Consider the following 14,387-nt stretch of genomic DNA (forward strand, 5'->3'; position numbering starts at 1 on the left):
TGTGGCGGCGATGATATATCAAGATCATCGGTTGTAGGGACAAGGCAAGAGAAGCTGTTTAACCAAAGCGAAGATTTTTGTCTGCCGTGTCGGGACCATCCCTGTGGCGGCGATGATATATCAAGATAATCGGTTGTAGGGACAAGGCAAGAGAAGCTGTTTAACCAAAGCGAAGATTTTTGTCTGCCGTGTCGGGACCATCGCTGTTGTGGCGATGATATATCAAGATAATCGGTTGTAGGGACAAGGCAAGAGAAGCTGTTTAACCAAAGCGAAGATTGTGGCACGCCGTGTCCCGACTGAATATTTTATTGTCGGCGCTTAAGCGCCTACTACGAACGATGCGTTCGCGTAGCGTCTTTGGAGGAGAATCGCTCCCATGATTGACCACTCTAACCAAGGTACAGTAGTTTCCGTCCGGGGAAGCGTCATCGATGCTTATTTCCCCCACCAATTGCCAGAGCTTTACAGCCAATTGCAAGCCGGGGAAAATGGTAACGTCGCCATCGAAGTCGTTTCCCATCTCACTTCCCACGTAGTGCGCGGAATTGCCCTCACGCCGACTTCAGGGTTAGCGCGCGGTACCGTCGTCGCCGATACGGGTCACCCTTTGCAAGTCCCCGTGGGAGAACGCCTCAAAGGCAGGATGTTTAACATTTTCGGCGACACCATCGACGGCGAAGCCAACCTACGTGGAGGCGAGTGGCGATCGATACACGCGCCTCCGGTTTCCCTGGCGCAGCGGGCGACCAGTTCCGAAATCCTCAAAACCGGCATTAAAGCAATTGATGTCCTCGCACCCCTAGAACGAGGCGGAAAAGCGGGACTCTTGGGCGGCGCAGGCGTTGGCAAAACCGTCTTGATTACCGAAATGATTCACAATATGGTGAGTCAGCACGAAGGGGTGAGCATCTTCTGCGGCATTGGGGAACGCTGTCGCGAAGCAGAGGATCTCTACCGAGAAATGCAGGCAGCGGGTGTATTGCATAATACCGTGATGGTGTTCGGACAGATGAACGAACCCCCCGGCGCCAGGTTTCGCATCGGACATGCGGCGCTAACGATGGCGGAGTATTTCCGCGACGATGCAAAGCAAGATGTATTGCTGCTGATTGATAATATTTTCCGGTTTATTCAGGCGGGAGCGGAAGTTTCTGGGTTAATGGGACAACTGCCTTCGCGGGTGGGTTATCAACCCACTTTAGCAACAGAATTAGCCGCATTAGAAGAACGCATTTGCAATACGGCGACGGGGGCGATTACTTCAATTCAAGCAGTTTACGTCCCTGCGGATGATTTTACCGACCCGGCGGCGGTGCATACATTTTCTCATTTGTCGGCTTCGATCGTACTGTCCCGGAAACGCGCCAGCGAGGGATTTTATCCGGCGGTAGATTTGTTACAATCCGGCTCGAAGATGTTGATGCCTCATATTGTAGGAGAGGGCCACTATCGGATTGCTCAAGAAGTGCGACAAACTCTGGCAAATTACGAAGAATTGAAAGATATTATTGCCATGCTGGGGTTAGAGGAACTTTCCCAAACTGACCGCCGCATTGTCAACCGGGCGCGACGGTTAGAAAGGTTTTTCACTCAACCGTTTTTCTCGACGGAACAATTTACCGGACTGGCGGGGAAATTGGTGGAATTGGAGGATGCGCTTGAGGGATGCGATCGCATTCTCAAAGATGAGTTCTCCGACTATCCCGAAAAGGCACTTTACACCATCGGCAAGATCGATGAAGCGAAAAAGTCATGAAACTTAAAGTCTTGCTTCCGACTAAAATTCTGTTGGAGGAAGAGGTGACTAAAATAACTGCTGAAGCTGAAAATGGTAGCTTTTGCCTCCTGCCCCGTCACATCGATTTTGTCACCGCTTTAGTGCCGGGGATATTAATTTTTGTTTCTGTTAGGGGTGAGGAAAAGTTTCTGGCGGTTGATGAAGGTATTTTAGTCAAAAGCGGGGCCCAAGTGCTGGTTTCGACTAGACATGCGGTGCAGAGTTCTGACCTCGGTTTGTTGCAGGAAACGGTGGAAAAGCAGTTTCGCGTCCTGAATGAACGGGAGAAGGTTACTCGGTCTGCTTTAGCTAAACTAGAAGTAAACATTGTGCGGCAATTTATGGAATTAGGAAAAGGAGGTTTGGGTTTTTGAACCGCGAAGGCGCGAAGTACGCAAAGAAGAAGAAGAGGAAGAAGAGAGAATAAAGAAGTTTATAATAATGAAGAAAAGAAATGATGAAAGTTTTTGGGCGGGATTTGTTAGAAAAGTAGCGGCAAAAGAAAGCCGTAAAATTAGAGCGAGACGGGATAAGAACCAGATAATTTGGTTTGGGTTGGGTTTGTTGGGTTTGGTGGGTTGGTCTGTTGTGACGCCCACTTTGCTGGGGACGGCATTGGGAGTGTGGATCGATACGCAATTTCCCAGTCGTGTTTCTTGGACGTTGATGTTGATGTTTGGGGGTTTAATTTTAGGTTGTTTGAATGCTTGGCATTGGGTGAGTAGGGAACAAGCGCAGATGGAGAAAATGCAAAAACAAGAAGCAAAAGAGGAGCCAAAAAATGAGTAATGTGGTTTCTTTTGTTCTAGCATTGTTGCTCGGAGTTGGACTGGGGTTGATTTATTTCGGCGGACTCTGGTTGACGGTTCGCAAACTACCCAAGACAAGCAACCCTGTGTTATTGAGTTTAGTTAGTTTTTTTGGGCGTATTGGTTTTGTTGGCGCTGGGTTTTATTTAGTGATGGTGAAGGCGCAATATGCACCGATTCATTTATTAGCTTGCTTGTTGACGTTCTTTGGAATCAGAAATTTATTGGTACAACGCTTAAAACCAAATCAATTTCGGATCCCCCCCTGCCCCCCTTAGCAACGGGGGGCAGGATCGGATTTATGGTTTCAAACTAATAGGAGTACGAAAATGCATATTAGTACCGATGAGATAACAATTTGGGGGGTAAATGCCACGCTGTTATTTACTTGGGCGATAATGGCGCTGTTGGGAATCGGTTCTTGGTTGGTGACGCGCAAGCTGTCAGAGGAAACCCATATGTCTCGCTGGCAAAATTTGCTGGAAGTTTTAGTGGAAGGTTTGGAAAATCAAATCCGAGAAATTAGCGGGCAAAAACCAACTCTTTATTTACCTTTTGTGGGCACGTTGTTTATTTTTATTGCTGTTTCCAATTGTCTGGCAATAGTTCCCGGTTATCATCCACCAACTGGTTCCCTGTCTACAACGGCAGCACTGGCGATTTGCGTGTTCTTTGCCGTGCCTTTTTATGGCATCCGCAAGCAGGGTTTGATCGGTTATCTCAAGGAATATATTCAGCCGAGTCCGATCATGTTACCGTTTCATATTATTGGGGAATTATCGCGCACGTTGTCCCTGGCGGTGCGGTTGTTTGGCAACATGATGAGCGATGCAATGATTGTGGGAATTTTACTATCGATTGCCCCGCTGTTCTTTCCAATTATTATGCAGGCGATAGGGCTATTAACGGGATTGATTCAGGCATATATTTTTGCTATTCTAGCTATGGTGTATATTGCTTCTGCCACCCAGGCACAGCAGGAAACGGTAAAAAATCCATCTAAAAGTGAGGAGGTTTTGAATGGATAATGTAGGTTTGGTGGGAATGATTTCGATCGTAGCTTCGGGGTTGACAATTGCGATTGGTTCGATTGCACCGGCGTTAGGAGAAGGAAGAGCGATCGCACAAGCTTTAACCGCGATCGCACAACAACCAGACGAAGCGAATACTATCACTCGTACTCTATTTGTAGGGTTAGCTTTTATCGAATCAATCGCGATTTATTGTTTTGTCGTGGCGTTGATTTTAATATTTGCTAACCCTTTTTGGAATTACGTCATCACCAAAGCGGGAGGATGATGTGGAAATTAACTGGTTGACTTTTTTTGCTCAAATTATTAACTTCCTGATATTGGTCGCGGTACTCCAGAGGTTTTTGTATGGCCCGATTGTACGGGCAATGGATCGACGGGAACAAAAGATAAGCGATCGCATCCAAGCAGCAGAAAAACAACGCGAAGCAGCGCAAGCAGAAGCGGAACAATATCGCCAAATGCAGCAGGAATTCGCAGCGGAAAGGGAAGCGATGTTCTCCCAGCTAAAAGCGGAAGTGGAACAAACGCGAAAAGCTTTAATGCAAAACATGCGCGAAGAAGTTGATAATACTTCCCGCCGCTGGCAAGACGGGATCAAAAGGCAGCAAGATGGGTTTATGCTAGAGTTGCGCCATCGTGCTAGCGTTCAAGTTCAATCTGCGATTCGTCGCGCTTTAATCGATTTGGCAAATGTTGATTTAGAACAGCAGATGATTGAGGTTTTTATTGAGCGGATTGAGAAATTGAATGAGTGTGCGCTCGCATCCTTAGATCGTAATTCAAATCCAATCGTTGTATGCAGTTCCTTTGACATTCCAGACGAGGCAAGGCCAAAAATTATTCAAGCTGTGCGAGATAAAGTTCCCAGCCATATTAACCTAGAATTTGAAACTGAACCAGAGTTAATCTGCGGCATCGAATTAAGAGCATCCGGTTACAAACTTGCTTGGAGTGTGGAAAATTATTTAGACAGATTAGAAGAAAGCCTTTCTGCTGTCTTTGAAGAGGAAACGGGTATTGCTTAGTTTTTAGTCGGAAGCTGACATGATCGGGGCAACTTCCGTTGGCTGAAACCCTTGCCCTGCTTGACGCATAGCCAATTGACCTCAAACCTGAATCCTGGCATTAATAGGACTTAAGTGCGACGATACTATCACCTTTGTTGCTACGTAGATCTCTCGTTGCCAAACCAACGATTTTTCATAGAAACTTTGGTGTTTGCGTAAGACCTGATTAAATTTAACGGCGTAGGAACTTAGCCCCCATGAAAATTCTATTAGTTGAGGACGATCGAATAGCAGCAGCGCTTCTCTGGGACACTCTCACTGCCCATCGCTATGCCGTCGATTTAGCAATCGATGGTCAATTGGCATTGGAGTTGTTAATGCAGTGGAATTACGATCTGATTTTGCTCGATGTATTAATTCCCAAACTGGATGGAATTAGCCTCTGTCGTCAACTCCGCTCCCAAGGTAATCAAATTCCGATTCTGATGCTCACTGCTCAAAATTCCAATGAGAATGTCATCAAAGGGTTGGATGCTGGAGCAGACGATTATGTCATCAAACCATTTAATCCCAATCAGCTCTTGGCACGGATACGGGCATTGTTGCGTCGTGGGAGTAGTGCTACTGCTCCAGTCTTGAGTTGGGGGTATTTGTGTTTAGATCCCACCTTGATGCAAGTGACCTATAAGCAGCAGGAAATCACTTTCAGACCTAAAGAGTACACCCTGCTCGAACTATTTCTGCGACATCAAGAGCGCATTTTTAGCCGCAATGCCATTCTTGATCGGCTTTGGTCGAGCGACCAATCGCCCTCGGAGGCAGCTGTAACAACTTTGATCAAAGACTTGCGAAGTCGGTTAAAAGCAGCAGGGATTACTGAAGAAGTAATTGAGACAGTTCATGGGTTGGGATATCGGATCAAACCAGCACCGACTGTAGAAAAGAGCGCAGAGGTGCAGGGGAGCAAAGGGGAGAAGGACACTCAAACGCAAGAAAAAGTGTTAGTTTCAGTGGCTCCTGTGGAAGAGCGATTTAGAGTATCCTTAGAGCAAAAGATTAGAGTCTTGGAGGAAACGGAAGTCGCGCTACAGACAAATCAGCTGAGTCCAGAAAAACAGGAGCATGGCAGACAGGAAGCACATAAGTTAGTGGGTGGACTAGGAACGTTTGGTTATGCGAAAGGATCGAAGATTGCTCGTTCAATCGAACATCTCCTCAAAAACAATTCATTGCTAGAAAAACGGCAAGTAATTCGCTTCTCACAGCTGCTAGCTGATTTGAAGCAAGAGATAGCACTCCCACCTACACCATCAACTCAGGAGAGCAGTTCAAATTCTCTTGTGCTGGCAATGGTCGGCGACGCTGCATTTACAAAAATACTTCAGCAGGAAGCAGCACGATGGGGACTGAGGCTGGAAGTCGGCAGCAATTCTTCAACAGTGCTGCATCGGTTAACACAAACTACTCCAGAAGTAATTCTGCTGGATCTCGATAGCGATCGGGCGGACGATCGCTTGACGCTACTGCAAGCGTTAAAGGCAGATTATCCAGCCATTCCGATTGTAATCCTGTCAGCGCAAGACTCTTTAGAAGAGCGCGTCGCGGTTGCCCGTTTGGGAGTAGAGCAATATCTTTCACAACCTGTCACCTCTACTCAAGTCTTTGAGGCACTTATCGAGGTGTTACCTCTATCGCAAACTATAGAACCATTAGATACAAAAGTAATGATTGTCGATGACGATCCAGTCATGCTAGACACACTAGCGCAGATGCTGCGATCGCAAGGATTCGAGGTAATTTGTCTTGCTCAACCCGATCAATTCTGGGCGTTGCTTACGACAACTCATCCTGATGCGCTACTACTGGATCTAGAGATGCCGACTTATAACGGACTAGAGCTTTGCCGAGTAGTGCGCCAAGATCCCCGGTATAGCCAACTCCCCATTCTCGTGGTCACTGCCCACACAGACAATGAATCGATGCGGCTAGCATTTGCCGTTGGAGCAAATGATGTGCTTGGGAAACCTGTGGTTGAGGCAGAGTTGGTAACACGGGTAATCAGCCGGATCAAGCAATTATGCCACGCGGGTTGCTCGATAGCCGAATTGCATTTAAACTATTCGTCGTACAATGCTGACGCTCAAAAACCTGCGCTCGCGAGAACAGCATGACGAAACACATCCTGGTGATTGATGATGACGCGGACATTCGAGACGTGATGCAAATGTCGCTCGAAGGCTTTGCTGGGTGGGAAGTGATGCAAGCGGAGTCTGGCAGCGAAGGCTTGCTCAAAGCGAAAGCAGAACCCTTTGATGCCATCCTTCTCGATATCTCAATGCCGGATATGGACGGGTTTGAGTGCTTTGAGCAGCTTCAAGCCAATCTAAAAACTCAGATGATTCCAGTTGTTTTACTAACGGCTAAAGCATTGCCTAGCGATCATCGTCGCTTTGCTGCAATGGGGGTAGCCGGAGTAATTATTAAGCCGTTCAATTCAAAACAAGTCTGGAAACAGGTGGCTGAAATTTTAGGGTGGAGCGTTTAGAGACTGCTACCTGTGCAAGACAAAACTTACTCGAAATAATCAGGATTCAGCGAGATAGGTACATCCCACGCTCACCCTTCGGATTGAGACGTGGGGCTGCTCGCGAATTAAGCTAAATTAACTGATGAAGGTGGTTATGGCAAGAGGGGGAGGTAGGGGAATCCTGCATCCTGCGGTTACTGTTGAAGCGACGGTGTTATCACCAATTTCTTATATTTCTAGGCTATATTTAAAAAAAGCTAGGGCTGAAGCAGTTTCTTTTATGTCTCATAAGCAGATTTTGCTCATTGACCATGAGGCTTCTGTTCGAGAAGTTTTGCAGATTTGTTTAAGCAGTGTTGGTGGTTGGCAGGTTATATCTGTTGCTTCTATCCAATCCGGCTTAAAAAAGCTGTGCATTGAGCGTGTGGATGCCATTCTTCTAGATACACCAAACTTAGAAACTGATGGAATCACTTTTATTCAAACAATTAAAAACGACCCATCTACTCCATCCGTTCCAGTTATCTTCATTACGGCAAAGGCCAAAAGCTTTTTGTCGCATCAACTGCCAGCCTTGGGGATTGCGGGTGCGATCGCTAAACCATTTAATGCAATGACTTTACCGATTCAAGTGGCTGGAATGTTGAACTGGAGTCTGGGATCTGAATTTGTTGATTGAGCGATTCTTTGATTTGCTTTCTTGTTTATGAGAGTGCATCATTCCATAACAATAATTATTTGGAAAAAATGAAACTCTTTATTAATATAATCAATGCCCTTCATAATCCCGAGCAGCAAGGTAGCGTTGCTCAGCTTGAAACGATATTCAATAGAATCGATCAAGTGGCAGCTAAGCGAGGAATTGAGTCGGCTAAGATGGAAGAAATTATGACAGCGTTGGGCAGCTTTCTCCGTCCTCTCTTGCAACACCAACAGAGAATGATGGGTGACAAGCAGTTAGAGAATTTGATTGCTCAAATGACAGATGCAGAAACAACAGCAGCGACCATCCACCTGCTTATTTCACCGCAGTTGTACCAGCAGATTGTTCAAGGTATTTCTCAAAAAACAGGCATCAGTGCAAACGCGCTTCAAGGCATCCTGCCCACAATTCTGACCGCCGTGATGGGGCTATTGTATATGGGTACCAGTAAACCTGGAGCAAGCTGTTCCAATTCTGTTCTCAGTGCTTTTGTAGATCGCGATTCAGAGTTCGTTCTCGGTGAGGTTTTGCAGTCTACCGAGTGGTTTCTCAATCGGAATAGTGGCAGGAATCAACAATAAATTAAAGTTGTTAAAACCTTGTACATTTGGCTTTATAAATTTTCTAAACTTTCAATTTCGCTCTGGACTTTTTTGGCATTTTAATAAAATTTGATCGCAGATAGTACGGAATAACCAAACAACTTTAATATTGGTCTAAGCTAAAATGTAAACGAAGTTCGGCTCAATCCAATCCAAACCGGAGGGTTTGCTGCATTATGTTCTGGATTTGTAATTACTAAAAATCCCGGAGTGATAAAAATTATGTCAGTCATTTGGTAGCGATAAGATAACTCAAAATGCAAAGAAGTATCCCGATCTTCCCGTGCAAAAACATCATTTTGGTTAATCCTTGAATGACATCTTCACCATCATTTTTTAGATGTTGATTAGGCTGTGCCAAAATTTTCATAAATGTTGTTTGCATTATGTAACTCTTTTTGTTGTTATTGGATTTAGTTTTCTTGGCAATTCCTGTGGGGTTGTGAAATTAGTTACGCAGCAACATACCAGCACGCTCTTGTAGTGTCAAACTCAAATCAACTTGTAGAGTGCGTCAGACCAACTTATAGAGCGAGATAATGAGGGTTTCATCGTCTGAGGCACCCTACTCTAAGTGCCAGTTACGTAAGTCCTATTTACTTTTTCTGGCAGCAACCAGAGCATCATTAGCTATCGGGTTGGCGATACTGTCAACTAGCGATCGCGGCGGTTGTTGATGCCGTCCGATAGCCTGAAACACCGATCCCTTTCCTAACCACAGTATCTGCTGAGGTATACGGGTCAAATCGGATTGAGCCAGCGTATGCAAGATGGCTGGAGTACAACAAGGGCAAAACAATGGTTCAAGGGGAAACATGACTGATACTTCCTCGGATTTCTGTATTGAGTTAGGGCATTAATTGCACCTAAACAGCACCATCATCTGTCACGTCCGGACTGATCTCATTCTTGTAGATCTTCCCGTCTTTCATGATGACTTTAAAGTGATTAATCATGGTGAATTCAGGCTTATTATCAGTCTCCTCCTCGTTGAAAATCAAAGGACTGATAGCCAGCTTGTAGTCCCCCAGTACCTCGAGGTCGTCTAAGGGATTACCATCGACCAGCAGCAAGTCGGCGTATGCACCTTCCTTAATCACACCCAATTCCCCTGGGTATGGGTTACGCGGACCGGATAAAGCCAGCAACTGGGCGTTGTCGTGGGTAACCAGCTTAAGTACCTCAAAGTTTGAAAGCCAGGTTTTCAACTTGGGAATGAAGCTGTTTTGTAGATAAGTCTTGTCGGGCTGAAACAGCAAATCCGTACCCCAGGCTAGATTAACGTTGTACTTCTTAGCCCAGTTGAATAGGTTAGCAGTGCCCTTGGCAACTTCGTTCTGTTTAACCAGGTTCTCTCCGGACAGAGCTGATTCAGATTCAGATTGTAGCTCAAACACCTGCGCACTGAGCCATACCCCTTCTTTGGCTAGCAACTTCATGGTCTTCTCGCTCATCAAATGACCATGCTCAATAGATTTGACACCTGCATTGACGGCTCGCTCTATCCCTTTATCGTTATAGACATGAACCGTGACATAAGTCCCCCAATCGGAAGCCGCATCTACTGCTGCCTTCAACTCGTCTGCCGTATATTCCACTACGTCGAGGGGGTCGTAATTGGAGCTAACCCCGCCCCCTGCCATGAGTTTGATCTGGGAAGCACCTAACCGGAGATTTTCGCGGGTGGCTGTTAGCACTTCGTCTCTGCCATCAGCGATAATAGTAGCCCTCAGATCCTCTGCATAAGAGTTACCGCCACCAAATCTGCGGGGTCGCGCGTCAGGTTCCCCAAAGTCGCCATGTCCCGATGTCTGGGAAATCGTGGCTCCACTGGGATATATCCGCGGACCTGGTGTTCGTTCTTCTAGGTTTGTTCGTTCTTGTTCTGTAAGACTCCAGTAATCAGATCGATCGATCTCTGCTTTGAGATCGAACACTGGGCCACCCAGATCCCGAACTGCCGTAAAGCCGCGCATCAAGATATTCTTTGCTTCTTTCCTGGCATTGGGATAGAGCTGGCATTTTGCTTCTGGATTGAGTAATTCGGTTGTTAGTTGGTTGGCACTCATCAGGATGTGTATATGATCATCAATCAGACCGGGCATCATCACATGACCAGTGCCATTGATAGTTTGGACATCTTTCTTCGCGATCTCCTGACCATCTTCTAGTTTTATCAGATCTGGCAGGACAATGGGAGTTGCGGAAATCTTATTGATTTTGTTATGGATTACCAAAACATCTGACTCGCCAGAAAGTCCATCAGTGAGGCCGTTGAAAATACGAACCTTCCGAAAAAGTACACCAGGAGGAGGTGGTTCCTCTGGATTTGCAATTTTAGGAGCATTTTCTCTACATCCGGGAAAGTCAGCATAGGCTGCTTGTGGCGTGAGTCCCATTCCCATCAGGGCTATAATTAAAGCCCCTAATATAACTCGCAAGAAAAATCGCATAGGCGTATCTCCTCAATTGGTAAACTTGAGTGTAAATGACTGATCCTAGATTAAGTCCAAAAAAACTTTAAGCCGAGTAGAGCGGGCTTATGCCGAACGCTACATAAATTGTTACACGTTACTGAGTCGGTTGAATGCTGCACGGCTGAAGCATATACAGATGATATCCATTAGACCTCTCCAGAAATTAGCTTTTCACCTAGACAGGGTAAGGGTTTGAGATTCTGTCAAATACCACACGCACAAGGCGATGTGGCTTGTAACTCGTCCAAAGCACAGACCAAGTGAGCATGACGGTCACATCCGGGCAATTGACTGTGCCCTGTTCCTCCGGTCAGTAGTGCGTAGCCTTGCTGACAGAGGAAAGAATTACTCGCTATCTCCCTCTGGGTGGGATGCTCTGTCGTCATTTCCCCTAACCTGCTTTCCCTATTAGCAACAAGGCGTTGCTGATGAGATGACGGAGATCAGACAGTCCCGATGGCTGTAGCGGACTCTTGTACTAAGAAGATCATAAAAGGAGATGTCTATTTGGATTTTCTGAATGTCGCTTCTGAGATCGAGACAATGACACTTGATGGGAAAAATATAAGAAATTTATGAGATGGACAAAATTTCTGATTCTCCCTGATAGGAAAGAATACTACTCTTTCACGCAATCAATCGTGTAGCGCTTTCCTGAGAAACTTTCCTCGATACGCAGCCCGTGGATTTCAGTCTCGAAGCCGGGGAATTGTCGGTCAAATTCCCGTGTAAACCTGAGATACTCAATAATCGAGCGGCTTTCAGGGATGAAGCGCTCTCCAGGCATAATCACGGGGATGCCAGGGGGAGTCGGCGCGACCATGGTGGCAGCAATCCGACCGATTGCCTCCTCAATGTCTACACGCTCAACATGACCCTGTACCAAGGCTTTGTAGGCATCGGCGGGACGCATCGCTGGTTCAGGCAGCGTGAGATACATATCATGAATCGCTTGCAATATATTGTTGGCACGGTAGGACTCATGAATGGCATTGCAGAGGTCGCGTAGCCCCATTTGCTGTTTGGTATAGTGTGGGGCAACACTCTTGAGTGCAATATTAAGGGGTGCGTTGGTATCGTAAAGACGCTTGAACTTGATCAGTTCCGTTAGCAATGTACTCCACTTCCGCTCTGCCAAACCTACTCAAATCTACCTAAGAGACTGATTTGGGCTTGACTTCCTGCTTCCACCTTGGGAGTCGGCTCCAACAGTCCCCAGGCGTAAATTCGGGAGCAGCTCTCCCTACTCGCTCTAAATTTAAGGCTGCATTCAAGTCTCTATCACATGTCCAACCGCATTTTTCACACTGAAAAATCCGCTCTGATAAAGATAAAGACTGTTTCACCTCACCACAACAATGGCAAGTCTTAGAACTAGGAAACCACCGGGAAACTACAATCAATTTTGCCCCATAAAGTGGGCATTTATACTCTAACTGTCGTTTAAATTCATAAAAACTCCCATCCGCAATAGCTAGAGCTAGCTTGCCATTGGCTAACATGCCACTAACGTTTAAGTCTTCAATTACCACCACGCCGTGGTTCTTGGCGAGGTAGGTGGTCAACTTGTGTAAGTAGTCAGAGCGAATGTTAGCAATTTGGCTATGCAGTCGCGCTATTTTTGTCTTGGCTTTGAGCCAATTTTTCGATTGGAGTTGTTTATGTCGGTGACTCCATTGCAGGTGAGCTAGCTGTTTGAGCAGTTGCCGAGTTTTTTTGGCGCCGACAAAGACTTCATTAGTTGAAAGTGTGGCTAAATTGAAGATTCCTAAAAGCTCGACCTACAGGGCTTTTGATAAAGGCAACCCCTCCAGCATGTCCGGGTGTATGCCAGGAGTAGGCGGACTCCTCGGCGTGCTTCACCATCGATTAATGCGTCGTCTGGGAACCTGCGTAAGCAGGATATTAAGATTGCGAAGTGTTAAGAATCTCAGTGGCTTTAGCCCTGAGAGTGTCAAGATCCTGGTATCTTTTTTGTGAACAATTAAACAGGATCTGCTAAATGATGAAACGATCGATTCGACTCGCTATGGTTATGTTAGTTGGGTTTTTAGTGTTCTCTCTCTCGGTGCCGGGTGTAGCCCTAAGCGCAGAGATTGACCTCCCAATTCCTCTACCCCAAAGCGAGGAGATTGACTTACCAACTGGTTATCAGCCAATTAATTGCGATCCAGATGATTTTCAATTACCAGTTCCTCCTCGAGGAAAAAAATATCATATTGAATTCCCAACTGGTTACGAGGTGCCCAGTGATTGCGATTCACTGCAACCTCACCTGGTCGAGCTTAATGATGGGACTGTCTCCACTGATATCACCTACGCAACACTGTCAGGCTTTCGACCCCTAAGTTTAGATCTCTACCAAGGCCGAGACACTGGTACCACCGAGCCACGCCCCTTGGTGGTATTCGTCCACGGTGGTGCATGGACGAATGGACATGAGCGAGGGACTGCCGACTTCATCGATTTTCCGAGTGTGTTCGCTGCTCTAGCTAACTCTGGCTACGTTGTTGCCTCTCTGGAATATCGCTTGAGCGGGGAAGCCCCGTTCCCAGCCGCAATTAAGGATGTGAAGAGGGCAATTCACTTCCTGCGTAGTAAGGCTTCAGAATTTGGCATCAATAAAGACAAGATTGCGCTCTGGGGGGCATCTGCCGGCGCTAACTTGACATCCCTTGCTAGCGTTGCCTGCGATGTTCCGTTATTCAAGCCGGAAGAGTCATTCGGGAAAGATTGGAACGATTGCGTCCAGGGCTTTGTCGGTTGGTATGGTCCCTACGACCTCGTCCGACTTTTTGGCGACCCAAGACTATTCCCGCCAGCAAACCAAGCTCTAACAGATCCACAATCTATTGGCACACTCGCCTATTTCCAATGCATTAAGGATGGGGTATGTCCCCATGAGATCCTCTCAGCAGCTAGTGCAGTAACCTATGTTGACAAGAACGATCCACCAATGCTCTTGATCCACGGAAAAGAAGATACCGTCGTACCGTATAACCAGTCTGAAATCCTAGCAGCGAAAGTCAAAGAGGTACACGAGATACCAAAGGAACAATCGACAGATTTGGTGAAAGTGGTGCTGATCGATTGTGTAAATCACGATTTCAGGGGACAGGAAAAGTCCCGAACGCACCAAGCATCGATGAAGGCACTCTGGGAAACCTTCACCTTTTTGGATAAACTTTTCCTTCCCAACCCACCGGAAGACTCTCGTTGGGTTGTTGACGAACAAGAGCTATGTCCGGTTCCTTGGTAGTTCTCATAGGAAAAACGGGAAGCGAGAAACTCAGTCTCTAAAGAGCTGAGAGAAATACGACTGCGGTTTTAACCGCAGTCGTATTTCAGAATCAACGATGGTGAGGATCTTCAATATAACGTTTAACCACATCGCTGCTAATATTACCAGCAGTACTGACAAAATAGCTGTGCGTCCAAAGAGACGGCA

The 14,387-nt window shown here is 46.4% G+C and carries 17 protein-coding genes and 2 pseudogenes; 12 read left to right on the forward strand and 7 right to left on the reverse strand.

The features are described from left to right. Positions 1-379 precede the first annotated feature (379 nt). From atpD to MiSe_RS42410, 11 genes are all read left to right on the forward strand, one after another. The gene (gene atpD, locus MiSe_RS42360; RefSeq protein ID WP_226592170.1) at positions 380-1,759 is read left to right on the forward strand and encodes a F0F1 ATP synthase subunit beta; all 1,380 of its coding nucleotides are present in this window, start codon (positions 380-382) and stop codon (positions 1,757-1,759) included. Continuing rightward, the gene (locus MiSe_RS42365; RefSeq protein WP_226592172.1) at positions 1,756-2,154 is read left to right on the forward strand and encodes a F0F1 ATP synthase subunit epsilon; all 399 of its coding nucleotides are present in this window, start codon (positions 1,756-1,758) and stop codon (positions 2,152-2,154) included. Before atpD ends, MiSe_RS42365 begins: the two co-directional genes overlap by 4 nt. Positions 2,155-2,221: 67 nt before the next feature. Next, positions 2,222-2,569: an AtpZ/AtpI family protein gene (locus tag MiSe_RS42370; RefSeq protein ID WP_226592174.1), complete on the forward strand. Its 348-nt coding sequence runs from the start codon at positions 2,222-2,224 to the stop codon at positions 2,567-2,569. Then, entirely contained in the window at positions 2,562-2,867 is a 306-nt protein-coding gene (locus MiSe_RS53320; RefSeq protein ID WP_226592176.1) for an ATP synthase subunit I, read from the forward strand. The genes MiSe_RS42370 and MiSe_RS53320 overlap by 8 nt, the downstream gene beginning before the upstream one ends. A gap of 51 nt (positions 2,868-2,918) precedes the next feature. After that, positions 2,919-3,617 carry a F0F1 ATP synthase subunit A gene (locus MiSe_RS42380; protein WP_226592178.1) on the forward strand — a complete coding sequence of 233 codons (699 nt, stop codon included), beginning with the start codon at positions 2,919-2,921 and terminating at the stop codon, positions 3,615-3,617. Next, the gene (locus MiSe_RS42385) at positions 3,610-3,888 is read left to right on the forward strand and encodes a F0F1 ATP synthase subunit C (RefSeq protein ID WP_226592180.1); all 279 of its coding nucleotides are present in this window, start codon (positions 3,610-3,612) and stop codon (positions 3,886-3,888) included. The genes MiSe_RS42380 and MiSe_RS42385 overlap by 8 nt, the downstream gene beginning before the upstream one ends. Position 3,889: 1 nt before the next feature. Continuing rightward, positions 3,890-4,648, forward strand: a complete 759-nt coding sequence (locus MiSe_RS42390) for a F0F1 ATP synthase subunit delta (RefSeq protein ID WP_226592182.1) — start codon at positions 3,890-3,892, stop codon at positions 4,646-4,648. 239 nt (positions 4,649-4,887) lie between these two features. Continuing rightward, the gene (locus MiSe_RS42395; protein WP_226592184.1) at positions 4,888-6,801 is read left to right on the forward strand and encodes a response regulator; all 1,914 of its coding nucleotides are present in this window, start codon (positions 4,888-4,890) and stop codon (positions 6,799-6,801) included. Then, entirely contained in the window at positions 6,798-7,175 is a 378-nt protein-coding gene (locus tag MiSe_RS42400; RefSeq protein WP_226592186.1) for a response regulator, read from the forward strand. The genes MiSe_RS42395 and MiSe_RS42400 overlap by 4 nt, the downstream gene beginning before the upstream one ends. Positions 7,176-7,311: 136 nt before the next feature. Next, positions 7,312-7,836, forward strand: a complete 525-nt coding sequence (locus tag MiSe_RS42405; RefSeq protein ID WP_226592188.1) for a response regulator — start codon at positions 7,312-7,314, stop codon at positions 7,834-7,836. Next, positions 7,833-8,441, forward strand: coding sequence for a hypothetical protein (locus MiSe_RS42410; RefSeq protein ID WP_226592190.1), 609 nt, complete (start codon positions 7,833-7,835; stop codon positions 8,439-8,441). The genes MiSe_RS42405 and MiSe_RS42410 overlap by 4 nt, the downstream gene beginning before the upstream one ends. A 140-nt stretch (positions 8,442-8,581) precedes the next feature. On the opposite strand, the gene MiSe_RS42415 is transcribed toward MiSe_RS42410, so the two are convergent. The 6 genes and pseudogenes from MiSe_RS42415 to MiSe_RS54260 all read right to left on the reverse strand — a co-directional run. Next, complete coding sequence (locus tag MiSe_RS42415; protein WP_226592201.1) at positions 8,582-8,770, reverse strand: carbohydrate porin; 189 nt, start codon at positions 8,768-8,770, stop codon at positions 8,582-8,584. A gap of 284 nt (positions 8,771-9,054) precedes the next feature. Then, positions 9,055-9,279 (reverse strand): hypothetical protein, encoded by a 225-nt coding sequence (locus MiSe_RS42420; protein ID WP_226592192.1) that lies wholly within the window; start codon positions 9,277-9,279, stop codon positions 9,055-9,057. Between the two features lie 49 nt (positions 9,280-9,328). Further along, entirely contained in the window at positions 9,329-10,915 is a 1,587-nt protein-coding gene (locus tag MiSe_RS42425) for a metal-dependent hydrolase family protein (RefSeq protein WP_226592194.1), read from the reverse strand. Positions 10,916-11,558: 643 nt separating this feature from the next. Beyond that, positions 11,559-12,053: an Orn/Lys/Arg family decarboxylase gene (locus MiSe_RS42430; protein ID WP_226592195.1), complete on the reverse strand. Its 495-nt coding sequence runs from the start codon at positions 12,051-12,053 to the stop codon at positions 11,559-11,561. A 40-nt stretch (positions 12,054-12,093) separates the two neighbouring features. After that, a pseudogene (locus MiSe_RS42435) lies at positions 12,094-12,711 on the reverse strand (RNA-guided endonuclease InsQ/TnpB family protein); the annotation flags it as partial. Next, a pseudogene (locus MiSe_RS54260) lies at positions 12,710-12,787 on the reverse strand (hypothetical protein); the annotation flags it as partial. The pseudogenes MiSe_RS42435 and MiSe_RS54260, both read right to left, overlap by 2 nt. Positions 12,788-12,941: 154 nt before the next feature. Between MiSe_RS54260 and MiSe_RS42445 the strand changes: the two are divergent. Further along, entirely contained in the window at positions 12,942-14,198 is a 1,257-nt protein-coding gene (locus tag MiSe_RS42445) for an alpha/beta hydrolase (RefSeq protein WP_226592199.1), read from the forward strand. A 91-nt stretch (positions 14,199-14,289) separates the two neighbouring features. Here MiSe_RS42445 and MiSe_RS42450 read toward each other — a convergent pair. After that, positions 14,290-14,387 (reverse strand): transposase (locus MiSe_RS42450; protein WP_226592205.1); only part of this gene is annotated, 98 nt, incomplete at its 5' end.

This window comes from Microseira wollei NIES-4236, assembly GCF_020521235.1.
Lineage (GTDB): Bacteria > Cyanobacteriota > Cyanobacteriia > Cyanobacteriales > Aerosakkonemataceae > Microseira > Microseira wollei.

Coding starts and splice junctions, on each gene's coding strand:
- MiSe_RS42445 (WP_226592199.1), top strand. CDS start 12,942: ATGATGAAACGATCGATTCGACTCGCTATGGTTATGTTAGTTGGGTTT.
- MiSe_RS42425 (WP_226592194.1), bottom strand. CDS start 10,915: ATGCGATTTTTCTTGCGAGTTATATTAGGGGCTTTAATTATAGCCCTG.
- MiSe_RS42420 (WP_226592192.1), bottom strand. CDS start 9,279: ATGTTTCCCCTTGAACCATTGTTTTGCCCTTGTTGTACTCCAGCCATC.
- MiSe_RS42385 (WP_226592180.1), top strand. CDS start 3,610: ATGGATAATGTAGGTTTGGTGGGAATGATTTCGATCGTAGCTTCGGGG.
- MiSe_RS42405 (WP_226592188.1), top strand. CDS start 7,312: ATGGCAAGAGGGGGAGGTAGGGGAATCCTGCATCCTGCGGTTACTGTT.
- MiSe_RS53320 (WP_226592176.1), top strand. CDS start 2,562: ATGAGTAATGTGGTTTCTTTTGTTCTAGCATTGTTGCTCGGAGTTGGA.
- atpD (WP_226592170.1), top strand. CDS start 380: ATGATTGACCACTCTAACCAAGGTACAGTAGTTTCCGTCCGGGGAAGC.
- MiSe_RS42400 (WP_226592186.1), top strand. CDS start 6,798: ATGACGAAACACATCCTGGTGATTGATGATGACGCGGACATTCGAGAC.
- MiSe_RS42395 (WP_226592184.1), top strand. CDS start 4,888: ATGAAAATTCTATTAGTTGAGGACGATCGAATAGCAGCAGCGCTTCTC.
- MiSe_RS42370 (WP_226592174.1), top strand. CDS start 2,222: ATGAAGAAAAGAAATGATGAAAGTTTTTGGGCGGGATTTGTTAGAAAA.
- MiSe_RS42365 (WP_226592172.1), top strand. CDS start 1,756: ATGAAACTTAAAGTCTTGCTTCCGACTAAAATTCTGTTGGAGGAAGAG.
- MiSe_RS42380 (WP_226592178.1), top strand. CDS start 2,919: ATGCATATTAGTACCGATGAGATAACAATTTGGGGGGTAAATGCCACG.